Raw genomic sequence first — 19,433 nt, forward strand, 5'->3', positions numbered from 1 at the left:
CCCGGGACGATCAGTCGTGGGAGTGAAGCGGCTTGCCGGCCAGGGCCAGGTGGGCCTCGCCAAGCGCTTCGTTCTGGGTCGGGTGCGCGTGGATGAGCTGCGCGACCTCGGCCGGCAGGGCCTCCCAGTTGTAGATCAGCTGGGCCTCGCCGACCTGCTCGCCCATCCGGTCACCGACCATGTGGACGCCGACCACGGCACCGTCCTTGACCTGGACGAGCTTGATCTCGCCCGCGGTCTTCAGGATCTTGCTCTTGCCGTTGCCCGCCAGGTTGTACTTCAGGGCGACGACCTTGTCCGCACCGTAGATCTCCTTGGCCTTGGCCTCGGTGATGCCGACGGAAGCGACCTCGGGGTGGCAGTACGTGACGCGCGGGACACCGTCGTAGTCGATCGGGACGGTCTTGAGACCGGCCAGACGCTCCGCGACGAGGATGCCCTCGGCGAAGCCGACGTGCGCGAGCTGCAGGGTCGGGACGAGGTCGCCGACCGCCGAGATGGTCGGCACGTTGGTCTGCATGTACTCGTCGACCAGGACGTAGCCGCGGTCCATCGCGACGCCCTGCTCCTCGTAGCCCAGGCCCTGCGAGACGGGGCCGCGGCCGATGGCGACCAGCAGCACCTCGGCCTCGAAGGTCTTGCCGTCGGCCAGCGTGACGCGCACGCCGTTCTCCGTGTACTCGGCCTTGTCGAAGAAGGTGCCGAGGTTGAACTTGATGCCGCGCTTGCGGAACGCGCGCTCCAGCAGCTTCGAGCTGTTCTCGTCCTCGACCGGGACGAGGTGCTTGAGGCCCTCGACGACGGTCACGTCGGTGCCGAAGGACTTCCACGCCGAGGCGAACTCGACGCCGATGACGCCGCCGCCCAGGACGATCGCGGACTCGGGCACGCGGTCCAGTACCAGCGCGTGGTCCGAGGAGATGATGCGGTTGCCGTCGATGTTCAGGCCCGGCAGCGAGCGCGGCACGGAGCCGGTCGCCAGCAGGACGTGGCGGCCCTGGATGCGCTGCCCGTTCACGTCGACGGACGTCGGCGAGGAGAGGCGGCCCTCACCCTCGATGTAGGTCACCTTGCGGGAGGCGACCAGGCCCTGCAGGCCCTTGTACAGGCCCGAGATGACCTCGTCCTTGTACTTGTGCACACCCGCGATGTCGATGCCCTCGAAAGCGGCCTTGACACCGAACTGGGCGGCTTCACGGGCCTGGTCCGCGATCTCGCCCGCGTGCAGCAGAGCCTTCGTGGGGATGCAGCCGTTGTGCAGGCAGGTGCCGCCGAGCTTGTTCTTCTCGATCAGCGCAACGTCGAGACCCAGCTGGGATGCGCGCAGAGCCGCGGCGTAACCGCCACTGCCACCGCCGAGGATCACTAGGTCGAAAACGGTGCTGGCGTCGTTCGCCACGTCACGTCCTCCATGCATGTGCGCCGGGCACCGGTCCTCTGTGACCGGGCGGCGGCTGGTAATCGGCCGCTTGTTTCTTCGGCCCTGTGGTGGGGGCCCTGTCCTGCCGAGAACCCATCTTCGCATTTGTCGCGGGAACGCGGGACGCCGGGCCCACTATGTGGCAGGTCGTTCTGAACGAACCGGGGGGTACCGCTGCGTAGAAACCTACGGATTTCGTCGTGGGTGAACACGCCTCAGGCCTTGATCGGGCGTTCGATCAAGGCCTGAGGCGTGTCTCACATTCCCCGGTCGTGCGTCAGCCCAGGTCGCCCGTGGCCGTGCGCTCGGCCAGCCGCACCAGGGTGCGCACGGCCGAGCCGGTGCCGCCCTTGGGGGTGTAGCCGTACGGCGCGCCCTCGTGGAAGGCGGGGCCCGCGATGTCGAGGTGGGCCCAGGTGATGCCCTCGCCGACGAACTCCTGGAGGAAGAGGCCGGCCAGCAGGCCGCTGCCCATCCGCTCACCCATGTTGGCGATGTCGGCGGTGGGGGAGTCCATGCTCTTGCGCAGCTCGGCGGGGAGCGGCATCGGCCACGAGGACTCGCCGACCTCCTCGGCGATCTCGTGGATCGACGTGCGGAAGGCGTCGTCGTTGCCCATGACCGCGAAGGTGCGGTTGCCGAGCGCCAGCACCATGGCGCCGGTGAGGGTGGCCACGTCGACGATCGCGTCCGGGGCGTCCTCGGAGGCCTTGGTCAGCGCGTCACCCAGGACCAGGCGGCCCTCGGCGTCCGTGTTGAGGACCTCGACGGTCTTGCCGCTGTACATGCGCAGCACGTCGCCGGGCTTGACGGCGGAGCCCGACGGCATGTTCTCGGCGAGCGCGAGCCAGCCGGTGACGTTGACCTGGAGACCCAGCTTCGCGGCGGCGACGACGCTGGCGAAGACGGCGGCGGCGCCGGCCATGTCGCACTTCATCGTCTCGTTGTGGCCGGCCGGCTTCAGGGAGATGCCGCCCGAGTCGTAGGTGATGCCCTTGCCGACGAAGGCCAGGGTCTTCTCCGCCTTGGGGTGGGTGTAGGAGAGCTTCACCAGGCGCGGCGGGTTCTCGGAGCCCTTGCCGACGCCCATGATGCCGCCGTAGCCGCCCTTGACGAGGGCCTTCTCGTCGAGCACCTGGACCTTGATGCCGTGCTCCTTCGCGGTCGCGGAGGCGACCGCGGCGAAGGCCTCGGGGGTCAGGTCGTTCGGCGGGGTGTTGACCAGGTCGCGGGCGATGTTGACCTCGTCCGCCACGACCGTGGCGCGCTCGACCGCGGCCTTGTGCTCCTTGTCGCGCGGCTTGGCGCCCAGCAGGGTGACCTCGGAGAGCGGCTGCTTCGGGCCCCCGTTCTTGCCGGAACCCTTCTTCTCGCCGCCCTGGTAGGCGGTGAAGGCGTAGGCGCCGAGCAGCGCACCCTCGGCGACGGCGGTGACGGCGGACGCGTCGTCCAGGGGGAGGGCGAAGGCCGCCTTCTTGGAACCGTGCAGGGCGCGGGCGGCGGCGCCGGCGGCGCGGCGCAGCACCTCCTCGTCGAACGACTCGTCCTTCTCCGGGAGGGAGCCCAGTCCGACCGCCAGCACGACCGGGACCTTCAGGCCCGCCGGGGCCGGGAGCTTGGTGACCTCGCTTTCGGCGCCCGAGGCACCGAGCGCGTCGAGCACGGCGGCGAGCTTTCCGTCGTACGCCTTGTCCACGGCCTCGGCGCCCGCGGCGACGACCGGCCCCTTCGGGCCCTTGGCGACACCGACGACGAGGGCGTCGGCGCGCAGCGTCGCCGCGCCGGCAGTGCTGAGAGTCAGAGCAGTCACGGTGGTGAAGTCTCGCTTCCGTTTGTGTGTGTGGGCCGAGTGGGTGGACGGCCATCCGCAGCGATCGTATTCCGGCCCGACGGCCACCGGAAACGAGCCTACGCGCAGCCTCTCACCCGTACGGCACTCGAAGGTTTGGCAAGTTGTTCGATCAAGAGGCCACCAGGTTCACCCATCTGTGGACTCTGCTCCAGGTTTGCCTCGTAGACCTGACGAGGTCCGAAAGACTCGGTCCACTCTCGCAAGGGGACGCGGGGTTCCTTTGCATGATTTCCACAGAGCCTCCCCGGCCCGGCCATCCGCCACAGGGCCGAGTCGAGGACGCCTGCGGGGGGAAAGGCCGACATGGTCAACAAGAACCGGATGAACAGGGTCGCCGCCGTCATGGCAGCGGCCGCCCTGGTGTCCGTGGCAGTACCCGCCGCCACCGCCACGGCGGCCACGACGCCGCGCATCGACCTCAAGGTGCTCGTCGTCGACGACGGAGGCAGCTCCGTCGAGGCCATCACCACCGAGCTGCGGGACACCGGAGTCCCCTACACCCGCGTGGTGCTGGGCAGCGGCAGCCGCCCGGTCATCGACGCCGGGTTCCTGAGCGACACGGTGGACGGCCGTCCGCGCGCCAAGTACCAGGGCGTGGTCCTGCCGAACGAGAACCCGTTCGGCGAGGGCTCCGCCGAGATGGCCGCGCTCGCCGCGTACGAGACGGCGTACGGGATCCGCCAGGTCGACGCCTACACCTGGGCCCACCCCGGCGTGGGCCTGGAGTACACCGACAACGGCGGCTTCAGCGGGCAGCTCGACGGCACGCAGGCGGCCGTCACCGCCGCCGGCAAGGCCGGTCCCTTCGGCTACCTCGGCGGACAGGTCGCCTTCGAGGACAACTCCGCCCTCGTCCCCGAGAGCTACGGCTTCATGGGCAAGCCGCGGACCGGCTACACCAGCTACCTCGACGCACCCGTCGGCTCCGGCCGGGCCTCGCTCGTCGGCGAGTACGCGCACGACGGCCGCAGCGAACTGGTCGTCACCTTCGGCTACAACCAGTACCAGCAGCAGTTCCGGCTGCTGGCCCGCGGCATCGTCGACTGGCTCACCCAGGGCGTCCACCTCGGCCAGAGCCGCAGCTACTTCGCGGTCCACGTCGACGACGTCTTCGCCCCCGACGCCCGATGGAACAAGGAGCTCAACTGCACGCCCGGCGACTACGCCTGCGCGGGCGGGGAGGGCAAGGAAAGCACCATCCGGATGACCGCCGCAGACGCCGTCTACGCGGCGCAGTGGCAGCAGTCCAAGAACTTCAAGCTCGACATGCTCTTCAACGCCGGCGCCGGCGAGGAGTGGAAGGCGGAAAACGGCGGCACCGACGCCCTCACTGCACAACTCGTCGCGGACCGCGCCAAGTACCGCTGGATGAACCACACCTACACGCACCCCTTCCTCGGCTGCGTCCAGGACACCACCACCATCCCCTGGGCCTGCACGAAGAACGCCCAGGGCGCCGTCAACTGGATGAGCCGCGCCGAAATCTCCGCCCAGATCCGCGACAACAACAACTGGGCCGCCTCCAAGGGCATCGTCACCGACCGGACCGAACTCGTCACCGGCGAGCACTCGGGCCTCAAAACCCTCCCGCAGCAGGACCAGGACAACCCCAACCTGGCCGGCGCGCTCGCCGACAACGGCGTGAAATGGGCGGGCAGCGACAACTCCCGCGAACCCCTGCAGCGCCCGGTCGGCGCCGCCCTCACCGTCCCCCGCCACCCGATGAACGTGTACTACAACACGGGCACCAACGCGGAGATGGCCGACGAGTACAACTGGATCTACACCAGCCGCGAGGACGGCGGCAGCGGAGTCTGCGAGGACAACCCCGCCACCTCCACCTGCCTGCCGGACCCGCTGGACCCCGCCACCGGCTACCTCGACCACATCGTCCCCCAGGAGGCCCGGACCGCCCTGCGCCACGTGCTGGCCAACGACCCGCGCCCGCACTACGTCCACCAGTCCAACCTCGCCGAGGACCGCACCCTCTACCCGGTGCTCAACCGGGTCCTGGACGACTACCGCGCGCTGTACGCGCCCAGCGCCCCGATCGTCAACCAGAGCATGAAGGACACCGGCGTCGAGCTCGGCCGCCGCGCCGCCTGGGACAAGGCGCTCGCCGAGGGCAAGGTCACCGCCTACCGCATCGGCACGGCCGTCACCGTCAAGGCGCCCTCGGGGGTCCTCGCCCCGGTGACCGCCCCCAACGGGACCAAGAAGCAACTCCTGCTCGGCACCACCGACTTCGGCACCGCCTACGCGGGCAACCGTTCCGCCTGGACCGGGCCCGAGCTGCTGCAGAGCGCCGTCACGCTCAAGCTGCCCAGCTGACCCACGGGCAGCAGCCCGCCGCGGCGGCCGCTCAAGCCGTCACGCGTACCACCTAGCGCCGGCGCTCCGTAAACCGACATCACGGGCGCCGGCCCCTTTCACGTCCTGGGGGGACACCGCATGAGCCATGGGCGCCATGTCACCATGCTCACCGAAGGCACCTACCCGCACGTCCACGGCGGCGTCAGCACCTGGTGCGACCAACTGGTACGCGGCATGCCGGAGGTCGACTTCAACGTCATAGCCCTGACCGGCTCCGGACGCGAGCCGGTCACCTGGGAACTGCCGCGCAACGTCTACCGGCACACCTCCGTCCCGCTCTGGGGGCCGCCCCCCGCGCGCGGCCGCCGGTGGAGCCCGCGCGGCAGGGCCCACCGCCGCTTCACCGAGATCTACGAAACCTTCGTGCTCTCCCTCCTGGATCCCGCGCCCCGGGGAGGCTTCTCCGAGGCCCTGCGCGAATTCGCCGTCCTCGCCCGGGCCGGGCGGCTCGCGCCCGCCCTGCGCTCCGAGTCCGTCCTGCGCCTGCTGATGGCCGTGTGGACCCGCCCCGGCCTCGCCACCGCCGCCGCCCGGCCCACCGTCCACGACGCGCTCACCGCCACCGACCTGCTGGAACACGCGCTGCGCCCGCTGGCCGTCCGGATCCCGCCCGACAGCGTCGCGCACGCCGTCAGCAGCGGCCTCGCCACCCTCCCGGCCCTCGCCGCCAAACAGCTCGACGAGGTGCCCTTCCTCCTCACCGAGCACGGCATCTACCTGCGCGAGCGCTACCTCGGCTACCGCACCGCCGAACAGCGCTGGCCGGTCAAGGCGCTGATGCTCGGCTTCTACCGCGAACTCAACACCGAGGGCTACCGGCAGGCCGACCTGATCACCCCCTGCAACCAGTACAACCGCCGCTGGGAGGAACGCGGCGGCGCCGCCTCCGACCGGATCCGTACGGTCTACAACGGCGTCGACCCGCACGCCTTCCCCGAGGCCGGCGCCGAACCCGACGTGCCCACCCTCAGCTGGTGCGGGCGCATCGACCCCATCAAGGACCTCGAAACCCTCATCCGGGCCTACGCCTTCATGCGCGAGGAGCTGCCCACCCTGCGACTGCGGCTCTTCGGCCCGGTCCCGGCCGGCTGCGAGGAGTACAAACTGCGCCTGGAGAAACTCGCCGCCGAACTCGGCGTCGCGGACGGCATCACCTACGAGGGCCGCATCGAGCAGGTCGCCCAGGCCTACGCGGCAGGCAGCATCGTGATGCTCTCCAGCATCAGCGAGGGCTTCCCCTTCAGCATCATCGAGGCCATGTCCTGCGGCCGCACCACCGTCTCCACCGACGTCGGCGGGGTCCGCGAAGCCGTCGGCGACACCGGCCTCGTCGTCCCGCCGCGCGAGCCCGAGACCATGGCCCGCGCCACCCTCGCCCTGCTCCGCGACGGCGAACGCCGCGCCGAGCTAGGCCGGATGGCCCGCAAGCGGGTGGTGGAGAAGTTCACCCTCCACCGGTCCGTGGACGGCTTCCGGCACATCTACCGGGAGCTGGCCGGCCAGCCCCTCCCGCCCGTCCGCGAGGGCCACGACTGGACCCGGCGGCTCGCCGACCCGTGGTACCGCGAACTGGCCGCCGACGGGAGCCTGTGGTGAGCGGATCCCTCTGGCTCAAGCCCCCGTGGCCCGAGCGGCCCGCGGGCCCAGGCGGCCCCCTGATCCCCGGCTCCGCCGGCGCGAAGGCGTACAAGCGGGCCGCCCGCCCGGCCGGGGCCGCCGGCAGCACGGGCCCCGGCCCGGCCCCGCACCCGGCCGCTGCCGACCGCGGCGGCGCCGGGGCGACCGGCCCCGCCGGTCCGGTGGCCCCCGGCCCGGTGGCCCCCGGCCCCGCCGGCCCGGTGCCATCCGGCCCTCCCGGGTGGCCGGCTGCCGCCGACACGCTGCCGGCCGTCCCGCGGCCCCGCCGCGAAGGGCCGGCCGCCGCCGACCCCATCGACGAACTGCTGACCCGCCTCGGCGGGCCGGCGGCCGCCGCCGTCCACCCCGACGAGATCGCCGCCGTCCTCGAATCCGACGGCATGACCGACGAGCACATCCGGCTCGCCTACGGCCGCCACGACTCCTTCACCCTCGCCGAAGAGCTCTACGCCCGGGTACCCCGCTCCTTCCCGGAGCCCGCGGACACCCCCGACCCCTGGAAGGTCCCCCTCACCGCCTGCCTGCTCCGCGGGGTGATCTTCGCCCTGCCCGGCCTCGCCTACGTACTCGGCGCCCCCCTGCTCGAAGGCCCGCCCGACCGCCTGGGCCTGCCCGCCGGGACGCTGACCCTGCTCGCCGGGGCACTGATCGGCTGGGTCTGGGACCAGACCCTGTCCCACCGCGCCTACTCCTGGCTCGGCCTCGGCGACCGGGCCGCCGCCGCGCGGACCCTGCTCGCCGGCGCCCCCGCCGGGTCCCTGCTGGGCACCGCCGCCGCGCTGGCCGTCCCCGGCGGGCCGCCGTTCTCGTACGCCTTCGCCGCCGGGCAGGCCCTCTACGTCGGCGCCGCCACCGTCCTGCTCGTCCTCGGCCGGGAGCGGATGCTGCTCGCCGCCCTCGGCCCGATGGCAGCCGGCGCGCTGCTCTCCCTCTTCGCGGACCTGCCCGTGCCCGTCCGCGTGACCCTGCTCGCGGTGTCCCTGCTGGCCGCCTGCACCCTGGCCGTACGGGAACTGCCCGTCGCCGAGGGCGTACGGTCCGCCGTGCGCCGGATCCGCGGCCGGACCGAGCGCGGCCCCGGCCGCGCCGGGCCGGTGCGCTGGCGGATGCTGCGCGGTACCGAGGAGGAGTACGCCCCGAGCGGACCCCGCCTCGGGGACTCCGTCCCCTACGGGGTCTTCGGCCTCGGCACCGGCCTGCTCGTGCTGTACGCCGCCCTCGGGGAGGTGCTCGCCGGAGGTCCCGCCGAGGCCGTCGCCGCCCCCTCGGCGGTGGCCCTCACCCTCAGCATGGGACCCGCCGAATGGCTGCTCCACCGGTTCCGCAGCGGCAGCCTCGCCGGACTCCGGGCGGCCCGCTCGCCCCGGGCCTTCCGGCGGCGGATGCACACGACCCTGGCCCGGTGCCTCGCCGCCTACCTGGTGGTGCTGCTGGCCCTGGGCCTGGCCGGAACCCTGCTCTGGCCGGACGCGCCCGGGCTGACCGGGATCCGCGCCCTGACCCTGCTCCTGCTCGGCGCCGTCATGTGGACCGGGCTGCTCCTCCAGTCCTTCGGGGCGGTCCGGGCCGCGGCCGTGGTCTGCGCCTCGGCCGCCGTCGCCCAGAGCCTGGCCCTGCTGACCGGGCTGGGACAGCCCCGGCTGGTCCAGCTGGTCGTGGCGGGCGCGGCCGCCGCCGCGCTGGCCGCCCTGGTCTGCCTGCTGCTCGGCCGGGCGACCGCCCACCGATGAACCACGTCAGAACGTACGAGAAGAAGGACCCCATGCTGCTGGTGCCCCTCTACGAGCACCCCGCCGACCGGCCCGAGGACTGGGAGCGGCTGATCGGCTCCGCCGGCCGGCTCCACTCGGTGGTGCTCAACCCCGACAGCGGGCCCGGAGACGCCCCCGACGAACGGTTCGCGCGCGTCGCCGAACGGCTGCGCGAGGCCGGGGTGCCCGTCCTCGGCTACGCCGACACCGACTACGGACGCCGCCCGCACGCCGCGGTGGTGCAGGACCTGCTGCGCCACCGCGACTGGTACGGCACCGACGGCGCCTTCCTCGACCAGGCCGCCTCCGGCGCGGAGCTGCTGGCCCACTACGGCCGGCTCGCCGTCGCCGCCCGGGCCGCGGGGGCCCGCACCCTCGTCCTCAACCACGGGGTCCACCCTCACCCCGGCTACGCCGCACTCGCCGACCTGCTCGTCACCTTCGAGGGCCCCTGGGACGCCTACCGGGACGCGGGCGCCGTACCGCCCTGGACGGCCGACCATCCCGCCCAGCGGTTCTGCCACCTCGTCTACGCCGTCCCCCCGGGCGCCCCTGCCGCGGAACTCGCCGAGGCGCGGCGGGCGGGGGTGCACTGCGCGGTCCCGGGGACCGGCGCCCACCCGTGGGGGACCCTCCCGTACGCGCTGGAGGCCACCGCGTGAAGCGCCTGCGCCTCCTGCTGCTCGTACCGCTGCTGCTCCTGGCCGCCTGCACGTCCGTGGAACCCGACTCCGACGACGTCTCGCCCGACCCGGCGCCGGGGGAGCGGTGGCAGCCGCGGCCCGGCGTGAGCTGGCAGTGGCAGCTCACCGGCAGGCTCGACACGTCGGTGAAGGCGGCGGTGTACGACGTCGACGGCTTCAACACCACCAAGGAGCAGGTGGCCACCCTGAGGAAGGCCCGCCGCAAGACCGTCTGCTACCTCTCCACCGGCGCCTGGGAGGACTTCCGGCCGGACGCGGGACAGTTCCCCAAGGAACTCCTGGGCAAGGGCAACGGCTGGGAGGGCGAACGCTGGCTGGACGTCCGCCGGGTGGCGGAGCTGGAGCCGCTGATGGCCAAACGGTTCGACATGTGCCGGGAGAAGGGCTTCGACGCGGTTGAACCGGACAACATGGACGGCTACCAGAACGAGTCCGGCTTCCCGCTCACCGCGGAGGACCAGCTGCGCTATAACCGGCTGATCGCGAAGCTGGCGCACGACCGGGGCCTGGCGGTGGGCCTGAAGAACGACCTGGACCAGATCCCGCAGCTGGTGGGGGAGTTCGACTTCGCGGTGAACGAACAGTGCGCGCAGTACGAGGAGTGCGAGCTGCTGACCCCGTTCATCAAGGCCGGCAAGGCCGTCTTCCACGTGGAGTACGAACTGCCGACGAGCCGCTTCTGCGGGCGCTCGAAGGAACTGAAGCTGAGCTCGCTGGAGAAGAAGTACGAACTGGGGGCTTGGCGGAAGGCGTGTTGACGGGTTGGTGTCCGGGCGGGCTTTTGCCCCCTCGAGCCGCCGGGGGCCGGTCGGCGGCTGCCCACCCACCTCCCGGCGGGGGTCCCGGCGGGGCGGGAGCGAACAGCCGACCGGTACCCGGGGAGGTCGGGGTCTGAGCTGGACGGTCTCAGAGAAGGTATGGGGTTTTCCCGTCAGTCTCATCGTCCTTCCGTGGCGGGCCGGCCTGTCAAGGGCGCTCCCTGCGGTCGCGTCGCTTCGCGATGGCCTTCGGCCACCCTTGACAGACCGTCCCGCCACGGAAAAACGAAGACTGCCGGGAAAACCCCAAAAGAACGGAACGGTCGAGGGATAAGGGACGGCCCTGGCCAGAGATGCGGCGGGCTGCCGGGCGTCGGCCGCCAGGCAGCCGGGCCCGTTCCCGGGCCGCCGGCGCCGATCCACGCGACAGATCGCTACGCGCTCCTCATTTCTCAGCGTCCGCCGACCGTCCGGGGCTGATACCCGCACCAAAAGACGACCAGAGAGTCATTCGGCGTTGGTGGGCGCGTCAGATCGCTACGCGCTGCTCATATCTCGGCGTCCGGCGGCCGTCTTGGGCTGCTCTGTGAGTAGTTGGCGCCCATCATGGCTGCGCACGTGGGGGCCGTGGCCGTCGAGGGCATCCAAGAGGCGGATTGCGTAGACCTCGGACATCCGTTCGGTGACCTGTTGCCGAGTGAGCCAGTGGACTGCCGTGGTTTCACCGGAGAGGCGTTCACTACCGCCGGAGGGCTTGCAGTGGAAGACCAAGGCCACCACGCCAGCCGTGGTGTTCTTGTAGACGCCGGTGAGCTGGTCCACTTCCACGTGGATGCCGGTTTCCTCGAGGACTTCCCGTCTCACCCCGTCCTCCGGTGTTTCCGCCAGCTCCAGCACTCCGCCCGGCAGCTCCCACGTCCCGTTGTCAGCTCGTCGGATGGCCAGCAAGCGGCCGTCATCGCGCACCACGACCCCGGCAACCGACACGGAGTGACGTGGCGTTGACCTGTTCGGCTGGGCGCTGTTACTCATGCACATGAGCCTAGGAGGAGAGATCGGTCTGCGGAGCACCCAAGCGCTCCAGATCGCTACGCGCTCCTCTTTTCTCGACGTCTGCGGTCCGTCTGAGGCTCGTCGTATGCGGGCTCGACGTTTTCGACGGCAGTAGTGAACTCGCGGCCGGATGCACCCCGGATGTAGGCGAGCTCCATCCAATGTTCGTGGGCGAGCGAGTCTGAGACGTTCTCGCTGATCACGGCCATAAGTAGGCCCTCGGCGCCGGAGGCGATGTCACGGACTCGTCGGCGGAGGAGGTGGTGGGGGACGTACTCGTAGCGTTCAGGCATCTGACGGCTCTTCCATGGAGGCGATGAACCGCTCCCAGCCGACCCTGGCGCGGTCGAGGAGGTCTGGGCTGAGTTCGGGCCTGCCCTCCCGGCTTGGCCAGGGGTCATCAGGTGAGTGGTCGGTGTCGAGTGTCATGCAAAGAGAATCCGGTGACAGTGCGTACAAGGTCGATATCCGGGCGGTAATCTCACGGTGAGATGACTTTCCATCTCGCGGGCAGATGACGGGGGTTGTCGATCGTGGCCACACCACTCATCCCGGTTTCCCTGCCCGACTGGGCGTGGGAGCGGGCAGACGTTCGACAGGCTCTTCGGGCGCGTGATGTCGGAGCCGTGTTCCGTTATGTGCAGCAGTACGGCGGGGCGAGTCAGGCGCGCATTGCTGCGGCAGTTGGGATGACCCAGGCACGGGTGAACGAGATCATCAATCGCCGCCGTGAGGTATCGCGTCTCGATGTGTACGAAAGGGTCGCGGACGGACTGAAGATGCCGGACGATGCACGCCATCTACTCGGGCTGGCGGCCGGTCGTGAGCAGCGGTCCGGCGGAGCCGCCTTCGACCTCGCAGCCTTCCCGGAAGTGGTACGGGTCTACTCGGCGCAGGCCTCGGCCAGGGAAGAAATACAACAACAGGTGCGGACTGCGAGGGAGCTGGATGTTCTCGCGGTGCGGGGGCTCGGCCTGGTCGGCCTGAATGACTCAATGTTGCGCCCTCACCTCGCCCGGTCGAAGGGTCATCTGCGGGTCCGGGTGCTGTTGCTGGACCCGGAGGCACCGGCCGTTGCGGTACGTGCCGCCGAGATCGGCGAGTCCGCAGAATCGCTCGCCAGTGGTGTGCGGCTGGCTGAGGCACGGCTGCGTGAGCTTGCCGAGGTCTGTGACATCAAGGTGTACAGGTACGGCATGCTGCCGACATGGCGGGTGATCCGGGCTGACTCCACCATGTTCGTCGGGGCGTTCGACGCGGGCTGGGAAGGACATGAATCTGCCACTTACAAGGTGATGCAAACCCCGCACGGCCCGTTGTTCAGGGGTTTCCAGCGCATGTTCGAGGCTATCGCCGTGGGGGCCGAACGCACGGTGTGAGAGGGGACTGACGAATGATCGAAGCGGAGCTGAAGGCACGCGTCCACGCACCGCAAGAGACACTGCGATGGCTGGACGAACGGGCCGCAGGACGGGCCGAGGTGTACCAGGACACCTACTACGACACCGTGGACGGCACTCTGGAAGCGCGGGACGAGGAGCTGCGGGTCCGGACCGTGCACGGTCCGGATGAGACCCGCACCGTTCTCACCTACAAAGGCGCCAGGGTCGATGAGGAATCCGGGTCCAAGCCCGAACACGAAACCCGTGTCGATGACGCTGAGGCCGTCCATGCAACCCTGCGGGGCCTCGGCTACGTGCCGGCCGTCGCCTTCGAGAAGAGGTGCAGGAACTACGCCTTCCAGGCCCAAGGCCGGCAGATGCTCGCCACCCTGGTCCGGGTCCCCGAACTGGACGGTACGTTCCTTGAGCTGGAGACCCAGGTGGAAGAGAAGGACGTGCTCGCAGCACTCGACGACATCCGGACCGTCCTCGCCGAGTTGGGCATCGGCCCGGATGACCTCACTTCCGAGCTGTACACCGCATCGGTCAAGGCCCGGCGTCTGAATGAAGCCGCTGGAAACTGAGTAGCGCAAGCCCTGCGAGCCCGGAGCTGCTCTGTTCGTCTTTTGGTGCAGGTATCAGCCCAGGACCGTCGCCGGACGCTGAGATAGGGGGAGCGCGTAGCGATCTGACGCGCCGGCCGCCCCCGAACGACTCTCTGGTCGTCTTTTGGTGCGGGTATCAGCCCAGGACGGTCGCCGGACGCTGAAAAATGAGGAGCGCGTAGCGATCTGATGCGTGGATCGGCCCCGGCGGCTCGGAAACGGGCCCGGCTGCCTGGTGGGCCGACGCCCGGCCGCCCGCCGCATCTCTGACTACGGCCGTCCCTGCTCCTTCGACCGGCCCGTTCTTTTGGGGGTTTCCCGGCAGTCTTCGTTTTTCCGTGGCGGGTCGGTCTGTCAAGGGTCGCCGAGGGCGATCGCGAAGCGACGCGACCGCAGGGAGCGCCCTTGACAGGCCGGCCCGACGCGGAAGGACGATGAGGCTGACGGGAAGCCCCATACCTTCTCTGAGACCGCCCAGCCGGGGCCCCGACCTCCTTGGTTCCGGTCGACTGTCCGCTCCCGCCCCGCCGGGGCCCCCGGCCTCCCCGGGTCCCGCCCGGCTGTTCCGTCCGCCCCGCCGGGGCCCCGGCCTCCCCGGTCCCGCCCAGCCGTCCCCGTCCGCCCCGCCGGGCCCCGCCAGCTCTCCGCCCCGACCCGCCGGGAGGTGGGTGGGCAGCCGCCGACCGGCCCCCGGCGGCTCGAGGGGGCAAAAGCCCGCCCGGGCAACAAGCCGGGCCGAGCCCCCGACCGACCACCGCTACCCCAGCGGCAGAACCGCATGCACCCGGTACCCGCCCCCGTACCGCGGCCCCGTGAAGCAGGAGCCGCCGAGGGCGCCCGCGCGTTCGCGCATGCCGAGGTGGCCGTGGCCGCCGCCGGGGGCGGAGGGGTAGGGGGCCGAGTCGGCGGAGTCGCCGCCGTCGTCCAGGACCGTCACCTCCACCGAGGGGCCGACCCGGACCACGCTGACCTCCGCCCGGGCCCCCGGGCCCGCGTGCTTGCGTACGTTGGTCAGCGCCTCCTGCACCACCCGGTACGCCGCCAGGTCCACCGCCGCGGGCAGCGGCTGCTCCGCCGGCCCCAGCTGCACGATGACCTCCACCGGCAGACCGGCGTGCCGGAAGGTGTCCACCAGCTCGTCCAGGACGGCCAGCCCCGGCGCGGGCTCCGTCGGCGCCTCCGGGTCGCCGGACTGCCGCAGCAGCCCGACCGTGGCGCGCAGTTCGTTCAGTGCCGACCGGCTGGCCTCCCGTACGTGCGCGAGGGCCTCCTTCGCCTGGTCCGGCCGCTTGTCCATGACGTGTGCGGCCACCCCCGCCTGCACGTTGACCAGGGCGATGTGGTGCGCCACCACGTCGTGCAGGTCCCGGGCGATCCGCAGCCGCTCCTCGGCGACCCGCCGCCGTGCCTCCTCGTCCCGGGTCCGCTCGGCCCGCTCGGCCCGTTCCCGGATGGCGTCGATGAAGGCCCGCCGGCTGCGCACGGCGTCACCGGCGGCGGCGGCCATGCCCGTCCAGGCGAAGATCCCGAGGTTCTCCTGGGCGTACCAGGGAATCGGCCCCGCCAGCATGGCCACGCCCGTCAGCCCCGTCATGGTGAGCAGCGCGATCCGCCAGGTGGTGGGCCGGTCGGTGCGCGAGGCCACCGTGTACAGGGCGATCACCGTGCACATGGCGACGGGCGCCCGCGGCTCCCCGGTGGTCAGCTCCAGCAGCGAGAGCCCGCAGGTCACGGCGAGTACGGTGCGCGGCCGCCGGCGCCGCCAGACCAGGGCGGCCGCCCCGAGCAGCATCAGCAGCAGCGAGAACGGCTCGGGGGTGCGCGTTCCGAAGGTGGGCCCGTGCGGGCCGTGCGGATCGGCGAAGGACCCGACGACCATGGCGACGAGCGCCCCGAACGCGAGCACGGCATCGGTGGCGAGCGGGTGCACCCGCATCCACTGCCGGGTGGGCGCGAACCGCCCGAGGTCTGTCGTCACGCGGATACGGTACGGCCTGCCCGCGCGCCGGCCGGCGGCTACCGGCTGGCCACCGGACACCGGGCCGGCGGCTACCGGCTGGCCACCGGACACCGGGCCGGCGGCTACCGGCTGCCCACCGGACACCGGGCCACCGGCTACCGGCTGTCCACCGGCGGAGGGCGCCGGCCCAGCGGCTGCCGGGAGCGCTCCGGGCCCCACTGCGCCCGGACCACGCACACCGCCATGACCGCGGCGATGGCCGCCAGGTGCTCCTTGCCCGCCAGGTTGTCCTTGATCAGCACCTCGCCGATCATCACGAGGACCACGGCGGTGCCGGTGAGGTAGGCGCGGTAGCGCCAGCAGACGTAGATCGCGAGGCCGACTACCGCCGCCGAGGGCCCGGTGTCGTTGACGATCCGGTCGGACACGGGCAGGCCGAAGGGGTGGTCGGGGCCGAGCGAGAGCCCGATCCGGGCGTACGTGGTCCCGGCGAGCGTGGCGACGTAGCCGATCAGCAGCGTGCGCCACCAGCCGATGCAGATCTCACAGATGCCGAAGACGAGGAGGATCTGCGCGAGCGCCCCCCACACGGGCAGGTCCAGGGCGGGCACGAACAGGGATAGCGGGGTGCGCAGCAGGGCCAGCCACAGGGGGTCGGCCGCTTTGACCGACCCCAGGTTCTGGACCGGCTGGAAGCCCCACGGCGTGTTCTGCACGACCTGGAAGACCGAGGTCAGGCAGACGGCGCCGAGGGTCATGGGGACCGCCCGCCACGTGTCGTGGACGAGCGCGTCCCGGACGGTCCGGAACAGGGGCCCCCACTCGCGGCGGGCGAACTCCGCGAGTGAGGAGGTGGTCCACGCTGTCAACGGCGGGTCTCCAGGTGTCTGCGGTGCAGCCACTTCGGCAGGCCGGGTGCTTCCAGGAAGCCCTCGGCCCGGCCCGCCGCGATACCGATACGCAGCAGGTCCGAACTCTTCTCGAAGAGCATGAACCGCGGTTCCCAGATCGGCCGGTATTTGGCGTTGGCCCGGTAGAGGGACTCGATCTGCCACCAGCGGGAGAAGAAGCTCAGCAGCGAGCGCCACATCCGCAGCACCGGACCCGCGCCGAGCCGCGAACCGCGCTCGAAGACGGACCGGAACATGGCGAAGTTCAGCGAGACCTGGGTGACCCCGATCTCCTTGGAGCGTTCGAGGAGTTCGATGACCATGAACTCCATCAGGCCGTTCTCGGAGTCCCGGTCACGGCGCATCAGGTCCAGCGACAGGCCCTTGGGCCCCCACGGTACGAAGGACAGCACGGCCCGCAGCTCGCCGTTGCCGTCGGTGCACTCCAGCATCACGCACTGGCCGTCACCCGGGTCGCCCAGTCGGCCCAGCGCCATGGAGAAGCCGCGCTCGGTCGCGCCGTCGCGCCAGTCGTCGGCGCGCAGCAGCAGCTCGTCCATCTCCTCGGCCGGGATGTCGGCGTGCCGGCGGATCCGCACCGTGTAGCCGGCCCGCTTGACGCGGTTGTACGCCTGCCGGACGGTCCGCATGGCGCGGCCCTCCAGCGTGAAGTCGGCGGTCTCGACGATCGCCTCGTCGCCCAGTTCCAGCGCGTCCAGTCCGTGCCGGGCGTAGATCTGCCCGGCCTCCTCGCTCGCGCCCATCACGGCCGGTACCCAGCCGTGCTCGCGGGCCTCGGCCAGCCAGGGCTCGATGGCCCCGGGCCAGGCCTCGGGGTCGCCGATCGGGTCGCCGGAGGCCAACGAGACCCCGCCGACGACGCGGTAGGTGACGGCGGCCTTCCCGGTGGGGGACCAGATGACGGACTTCTCGCGGCGCAGCGCGAAGTAGCCGAGCGAGTCGCGGTCGCCCTGCTTGGCGAGCAGGGCCCGCAGCCGCTCCTCGTCCTCCTCGGAGAGGGGGTCGACGGCGCGGCGCGAGCGGAAGGCCGCGAACAGCACCGCGAGCAGCAGGAGCATCGACATGACGTTGATGAAGACGTCCACCCAGGCGGGGGTGGTGATCGTGCGGTAGGCCTGGGCGTCCGGGTCCAGGGTGATCAGGCGCATCACCCCGTACCGCCAGCGGGACAGGAAGGTGGCCTCGGCCCCGGCCTCGGCGGTGTTGGTGGCGCCGACGAGCAGGGCCGCGATCAGCGAGGTGACCAGCAGGCCCGTGGCGGCCACGACGGTGGCGAGCGCCGGGTTGGAGCGGTCGCCCTTGGCGTAGAACTCCCGGCGGCCCAGCAGCAGGGCGCCGACGAACAGGGCGGTCAGGACGAGCGAGACCCAGTTCTGCGTGTGCTCGCGGAACTCCGGGTAGCACAGGTTGAAGTCGCCCCACTGGACGCACGGGGCGAAGGCCGCCCGCAGGAAGGCCAGCAGCAGCATCCCGCCCAGCACCAGGTTCAGGATCCACGCGGCGCGTTTGCGGCGGCCCATGGTGACGGCCAGCATCAGCGAGAACAGGCCGGACGCGAAGCCCGCGGTGAGCAGGTACGGGGTGTAGAAGTCCTCGATGTTGTGCCGGCGCAAGTCCTGGCCGAGCGAAACCCACACCGCGCTGAGGAAGTTGACGAAGGTGACGGCGCGCAGGTACCAGACCGCGAGCGCGGCGCTGCGCCGTGAGCGGGTGCTCCCCCGGCCGGTCTCCCGGCCGCCCCCCGCCGCCTTTCCGGCGGAATCGCCGCCGGTCTCTTTCCTGCCGGATGCCGGTCCCGGCACCGGTACGGCGCCGCGGTCGGTCTCTACGCTGGTCAAACGGACCTCTCCCATAAAAAGCGATCATATGGGGCGTCGCGATCCATGGTGGGCCTGTCCGGGGACTGCGGCCTGGTCAGGACCGCGGGCCCCGGTGGCTCATGCCGTCGGCTCCTGCGCCGCCTGCTCCGGGAGTTCCGCCGCGAGTGCGGCAGCCGCCTGGACCAGGGGGAGTGCCAGCAATGCCCCGGTACCTTCGCCCACTGTGACGCCGTGGTCGAGCACCGGGTTGAGTGCCATCCGGTCCAGTGCCTTCGCCTGGCCGGGCTCGCCGCTCGCCTGGCCGGCGAGCCACCAGTCGGGCGCCCGGAACGCCGCACGCTGGGCCACCAGTCCGCAGGCCGCCGAAACGACGCCGTCGAGGATGACCGGCGTACGGCGCACCGCGCACTGGAGCAGGAAACCGGTGATGGCGGCCACGTCGGCGCCGCCCACCGCGGCCAGCAGCGCGACCTGGTCGCCGAGGACCGGGCGGGCCCGGCGCAGCGCGTCGCGGATCGCCGCGCACTTGCGCATCCAGGCGAGGTCGTCGATGGGCAGCCCGCCGCGGCCCGTCACCACGGAGGCGTCGGTGCCGCACAGCGCGGCGACCAGGGTGGCGGCGACGGTGGTGCCGCCGACGCTCAGATCGCCGAGGACCACCAGGTCCGTACCGGAGTCGGCCTCCTCGTCGGCGATCCGCATCCCCAGCCGGAGCGCGGCCTGCGCCTCCTCGACCGTCAGCGCGTCCTCCCGGTCGATCCGGCCGCTGCCGCGCCGCACCCGGTGGCGGGTCACGTCCTCGGGCAGCAGCTCCGGGTCGCAGTCCAGGCCTGCGTCGACGACCCGCACCGTGGCGCCGAGCCGGCCGGCCAGGATGGCGACGGGGCTGGTCCCGTCGAGCACGGCCCGCACCAGCTCGTGGCCGGTGGACGCGGCCCGGGCGGAGACGCCCTCGGAGGCGATCCCGTGGTCGGCGGCGAACAGCACCACGCGCGGGTGCTCGACCGGCGTGACCGGGACCCGCCCCTGAGCGGCGGCGAGCCACTCGGCGAGCTCGTCGAGCCGGCCCAGCGCGCCGGGCGGCACCGAGAGGCGTTCACGGCGTTCCTCGGCATCACGTCGCACGCCCCCGTCGGGGCGCTCGATCAGATCGGAGAAGTCGTCGAGATTCAGCGTGCTCATCTGCCGAAGCGTACAGCCGGTGAG

The 19,433-nt window shown here is 71.6% G+C and carries 16 protein-coding genes; 7 read left to right on the forward strand and 9 right to left on the reverse strand.

Annotated elements, in window-relative coordinates; translation table 11 throughout:
- Positions 1-10 precede the first annotated feature (10 nt).
- Together lpdA and ACIP5M_RS23120 are read right to left on the reverse strand one after the other, a co-directional pair.
- The gene (lpdA, locus tag ACIP5M_RS23115) at positions 11-1,399 is read right to left on the reverse strand and encodes a dihydrolipoyl dehydrogenase (protein ID WP_401199882.1); all 1,389 of its coding nucleotides are present in this window, start codon (positions 1,397-1,399) and stop codon (positions 11-13) included.
- A 298-nt stretch (positions 1,400-1,697) separates the two neighbouring features.
- Positions 1,698-3,230, reverse strand: coding sequence for a leucyl aminopeptidase (locus ACIP5M_RS23120; RefSeq protein ID WP_401199884.1), 1,533 nt, complete (start codon positions 3,228-3,230; stop codon positions 1,698-1,700).
- Positions 3,231-3,575: 345 nt separating this feature from the next.
- On the opposite strand from ACIP5M_RS23120, the gene ACIP5M_RS23125 reads away from it, so the two are divergent.
- From ACIP5M_RS23125 to ACIP5M_RS23145, 5 genes are all read left to right on the forward strand, one after another.
- Positions 3,576-5,603: a hypothetical protein gene (locus ACIP5M_RS23125; RefSeq protein ID WP_401199886.1), complete on the forward strand. Its 2,028-nt coding sequence runs from the start codon at positions 3,576-3,578 to the stop codon at positions 5,601-5,603.
- A gap of 120 nt (positions 5,604-5,723) precedes the next feature.
- On the forward strand, positions 5,724-7,241 hold the full coding sequence (gene pelF / locus ACIP5M_RS23130; protein WP_401199888.1) for a GT4 family glycosyltransferase PelF: 1,518 nt from the start codon (positions 5,724-5,726) through the stop codon (positions 7,239-7,241).
- Between the two features lie 242 nt (positions 7,242-7,483).
- Positions 7,484-9,013: a hypothetical protein gene (locus tag ACIP5M_RS23135; RefSeq protein WP_401199983.1), complete on the forward strand. Its 1,530-nt coding sequence runs from the start codon at positions 7,484-7,486 to the stop codon at positions 9,011-9,013.
- Positions 9,010-9,696 carry a spherulation-specific family 4 protein gene (locus tag ACIP5M_RS23140; protein ID WP_401199889.1) on the forward strand — a complete coding sequence of 229 codons (687 nt, stop codon included), beginning with the start codon at positions 9,010-9,012 and terminating at the stop codon, positions 9,694-9,696. Before ACIP5M_RS23135 ends, ACIP5M_RS23140 begins: the two co-directional genes overlap by 4 nt.
- The gene (locus ACIP5M_RS23145; protein ID WP_401199892.1) at positions 9,693-10,496 is read left to right on the forward strand and encodes an endo alpha-1,4 polygalactosaminidase; all 804 of its coding nucleotides are present in this window, start codon (positions 9,693-9,695) and stop codon (positions 10,494-10,496) included. The genes ACIP5M_RS23140 and ACIP5M_RS23145 overlap by 4 nt, the downstream gene beginning before the upstream one ends.
- A 537-nt stretch (positions 10,497-11,033) precedes the next feature.
- Here the strand turns inward: ACIP5M_RS23145 and ACIP5M_RS23150 are convergent.
- From ACIP5M_RS23150 to ACIP5M_RS23160, 3 genes are read right to left on the reverse strand one after another with little or no spacing between them, the layout of a single operon-like run.
- The gene (locus ACIP5M_RS23150) at positions 11,034-11,528 is read right to left on the reverse strand and encodes an NUDIX hydrolase (RefSeq protein ID WP_401199894.1); all 495 of its coding nucleotides are present in this window, start codon (positions 11,526-11,528) and stop codon (positions 11,034-11,036) included.
- 56 nt (positions 11,529-11,584) lie between these two features.
- A complete protein-coding gene (locus ACIP5M_RS23155) occupies positions 11,585-11,842 on the reverse strand; it encodes a hypothetical protein (protein WP_401199896.1) in 258 nt (85 codons plus the stop codon).
- On the reverse strand, positions 11,835-11,978 hold the full coding sequence (locus tag ACIP5M_RS23160; RefSeq protein ID WP_401199899.1) for a hypothetical protein: 144 nt from the start codon (positions 11,976-11,978) through the stop codon (positions 11,835-11,837). The genes ACIP5M_RS23155 and ACIP5M_RS23160 overlap by 8 nt, the downstream gene beginning before the upstream one ends.
- Before the next feature lie 104 nt (positions 11,979-12,082).
- Here ACIP5M_RS23160 and ACIP5M_RS23165 point away from each other — a divergent pair, with 104 nt between their 5' ends.
- Both ACIP5M_RS23165 and cyaB read left to right on the forward strand, forming a co-directional pair.
- Positions 12,083-12,928, forward strand: a complete 846-nt coding sequence (locus tag ACIP5M_RS23165; protein ID WP_401199902.1) for an XRE family transcriptional regulator — start codon at positions 12,083-12,085, stop codon at positions 12,926-12,928.
- A gap of 14 nt (positions 12,929-12,942) precedes the next feature.
- Positions 12,943-13,515 carry a class IV adenylate cyclase gene (gene cyaB, locus ACIP5M_RS23170; protein ID WP_401199904.1) on the forward strand — a complete coding sequence of 191 codons (573 nt, stop codon included), beginning with the start codon at positions 12,943-12,945 and terminating at the stop codon, positions 13,513-13,515.
- A 778-nt stretch (positions 13,516-14,293) separates the two neighbouring features.
- Here cyaB and ACIP5M_RS23175 read toward each other — a convergent pair.
- The 4 genes from ACIP5M_RS23175 to cobT all read right to left on the reverse strand — a co-directional run bounded on the left by ACIP5M_RS23175 (position 14,294) and on the right by cobT (position 19,409).
- Positions 14,294-15,472: a sensor histidine kinase gene (locus ACIP5M_RS23175; RefSeq protein ID WP_401199985.1), complete on the reverse strand. Its 1,179-nt coding sequence runs from the start codon at positions 15,470-15,472 to the stop codon at positions 14,294-14,296.
- A gap of 179 nt (positions 15,473-15,651) precedes the next feature.
- Positions 15,652-16,365, reverse strand: a complete 714-nt coding sequence (locus ACIP5M_RS23180) for a hypothetical protein (protein WP_401199906.1) — start codon at positions 16,363-16,365, stop codon at positions 15,652-15,654.
- Entirely contained in the window at positions 16,362-18,260 is a 1,899-nt protein-coding gene (locus ACIP5M_RS23185) for a phosphatidylglycerol lysyltransferase domain-containing protein (RefSeq protein ID WP_401199909.1), read from the reverse strand. The genes ACIP5M_RS23180 and ACIP5M_RS23185 overlap by 4 nt, the downstream gene beginning before the upstream one ends.
- Before the next feature lie 84 nt (positions 18,261-18,344).
- Positions 18,345-19,409, reverse strand: a complete 1,065-nt coding sequence (gene cobT, locus ACIP5M_RS23190) for a nicotinate-nucleotide--dimethylbenzimidazole phosphoribosyltransferase (RefSeq protein WP_401199911.1) — start codon at positions 19,407-19,409, stop codon at positions 18,345-18,347.
- Positions 19,410-19,433: the final 24 nt, after the last annotated feature.

Origin of the sequence: Streptomyces sp. NPDC088762, from assembly GCF_044750905.1 — a bacterium.
Taxonomy (GTDB): domain Bacteria; phylum Actinomycetota; class Actinomycetes; order Streptomycetales; family Streptomycetaceae; genus Streptomyces.

Excerpts from the sequence above, each read along its gene's own strand:
- ACIP5M_RS23160 (WP_401199899.1), bottom strand. The coding sequence starts at position 11,978 with ATGACACTCGACACCGACCACTCACCTGATGACCCCTGGCCAAGCCGG.
- ACIP5M_RS23175 (WP_401199985.1), bottom strand. The coding sequence starts at position 15,472 with ATGCGGGTGCACCCGCTCGCCACCGATGCCGTGCTCGCGTTCGGGGCG.
- ACIP5M_RS23125 (WP_401199886.1), top strand. The coding sequence starts at position 3,576 with ATGGTCAACAAGAACCGGATGAACAGGGTCGCCGCCGTCATGGCAGCG.
- ACIP5M_RS23140 (WP_401199889.1), top strand. The coding sequence starts at position 9,010 with ATGAACCACGTCAGAACGTACGAGAAGAAGGACCCCATGCTGCTGGTG.
- cobT (WP_401199911.1), bottom strand. The coding sequence starts at position 19,409 with ATGAGCACGCTGAATCTCGACGACTTCTCCGATCTGATCGAGCGCCCC.
- ACIP5M_RS23155 (WP_401199896.1), bottom strand. The coding sequence starts at position 11,842 with ATGCCTGAACGCTACGAGTACGTCCCCCACCACCTCCTCCGCCGACGA.
- ACIP5M_RS23150 (WP_401199894.1), bottom strand. The coding sequence starts at position 11,528 with ATGAGTAACAGCGCCCAGCCGAACAGGTCAACGCCACGTCACTCCGTG.
- cyaB (WP_401199904.1), top strand. The coding sequence starts at position 12,943 with ATGATCGAAGCGGAGCTGAAGGCACGCGTCCACGCACCGCAAGAGACA.
- ACIP5M_RS23185 (WP_401199909.1), bottom strand. The coding sequence starts at position 18,260 with ATGGGAGAGGTCCGTTTGACCAGCGTAGAGACCGACCGCGGCGCCGTA.
- pelF (WP_401199888.1), top strand. The coding sequence starts at position 5,724 with ATGAGCCATGGGCGCCATGTCACCATGCTCACCGAAGGCACCTACCCG.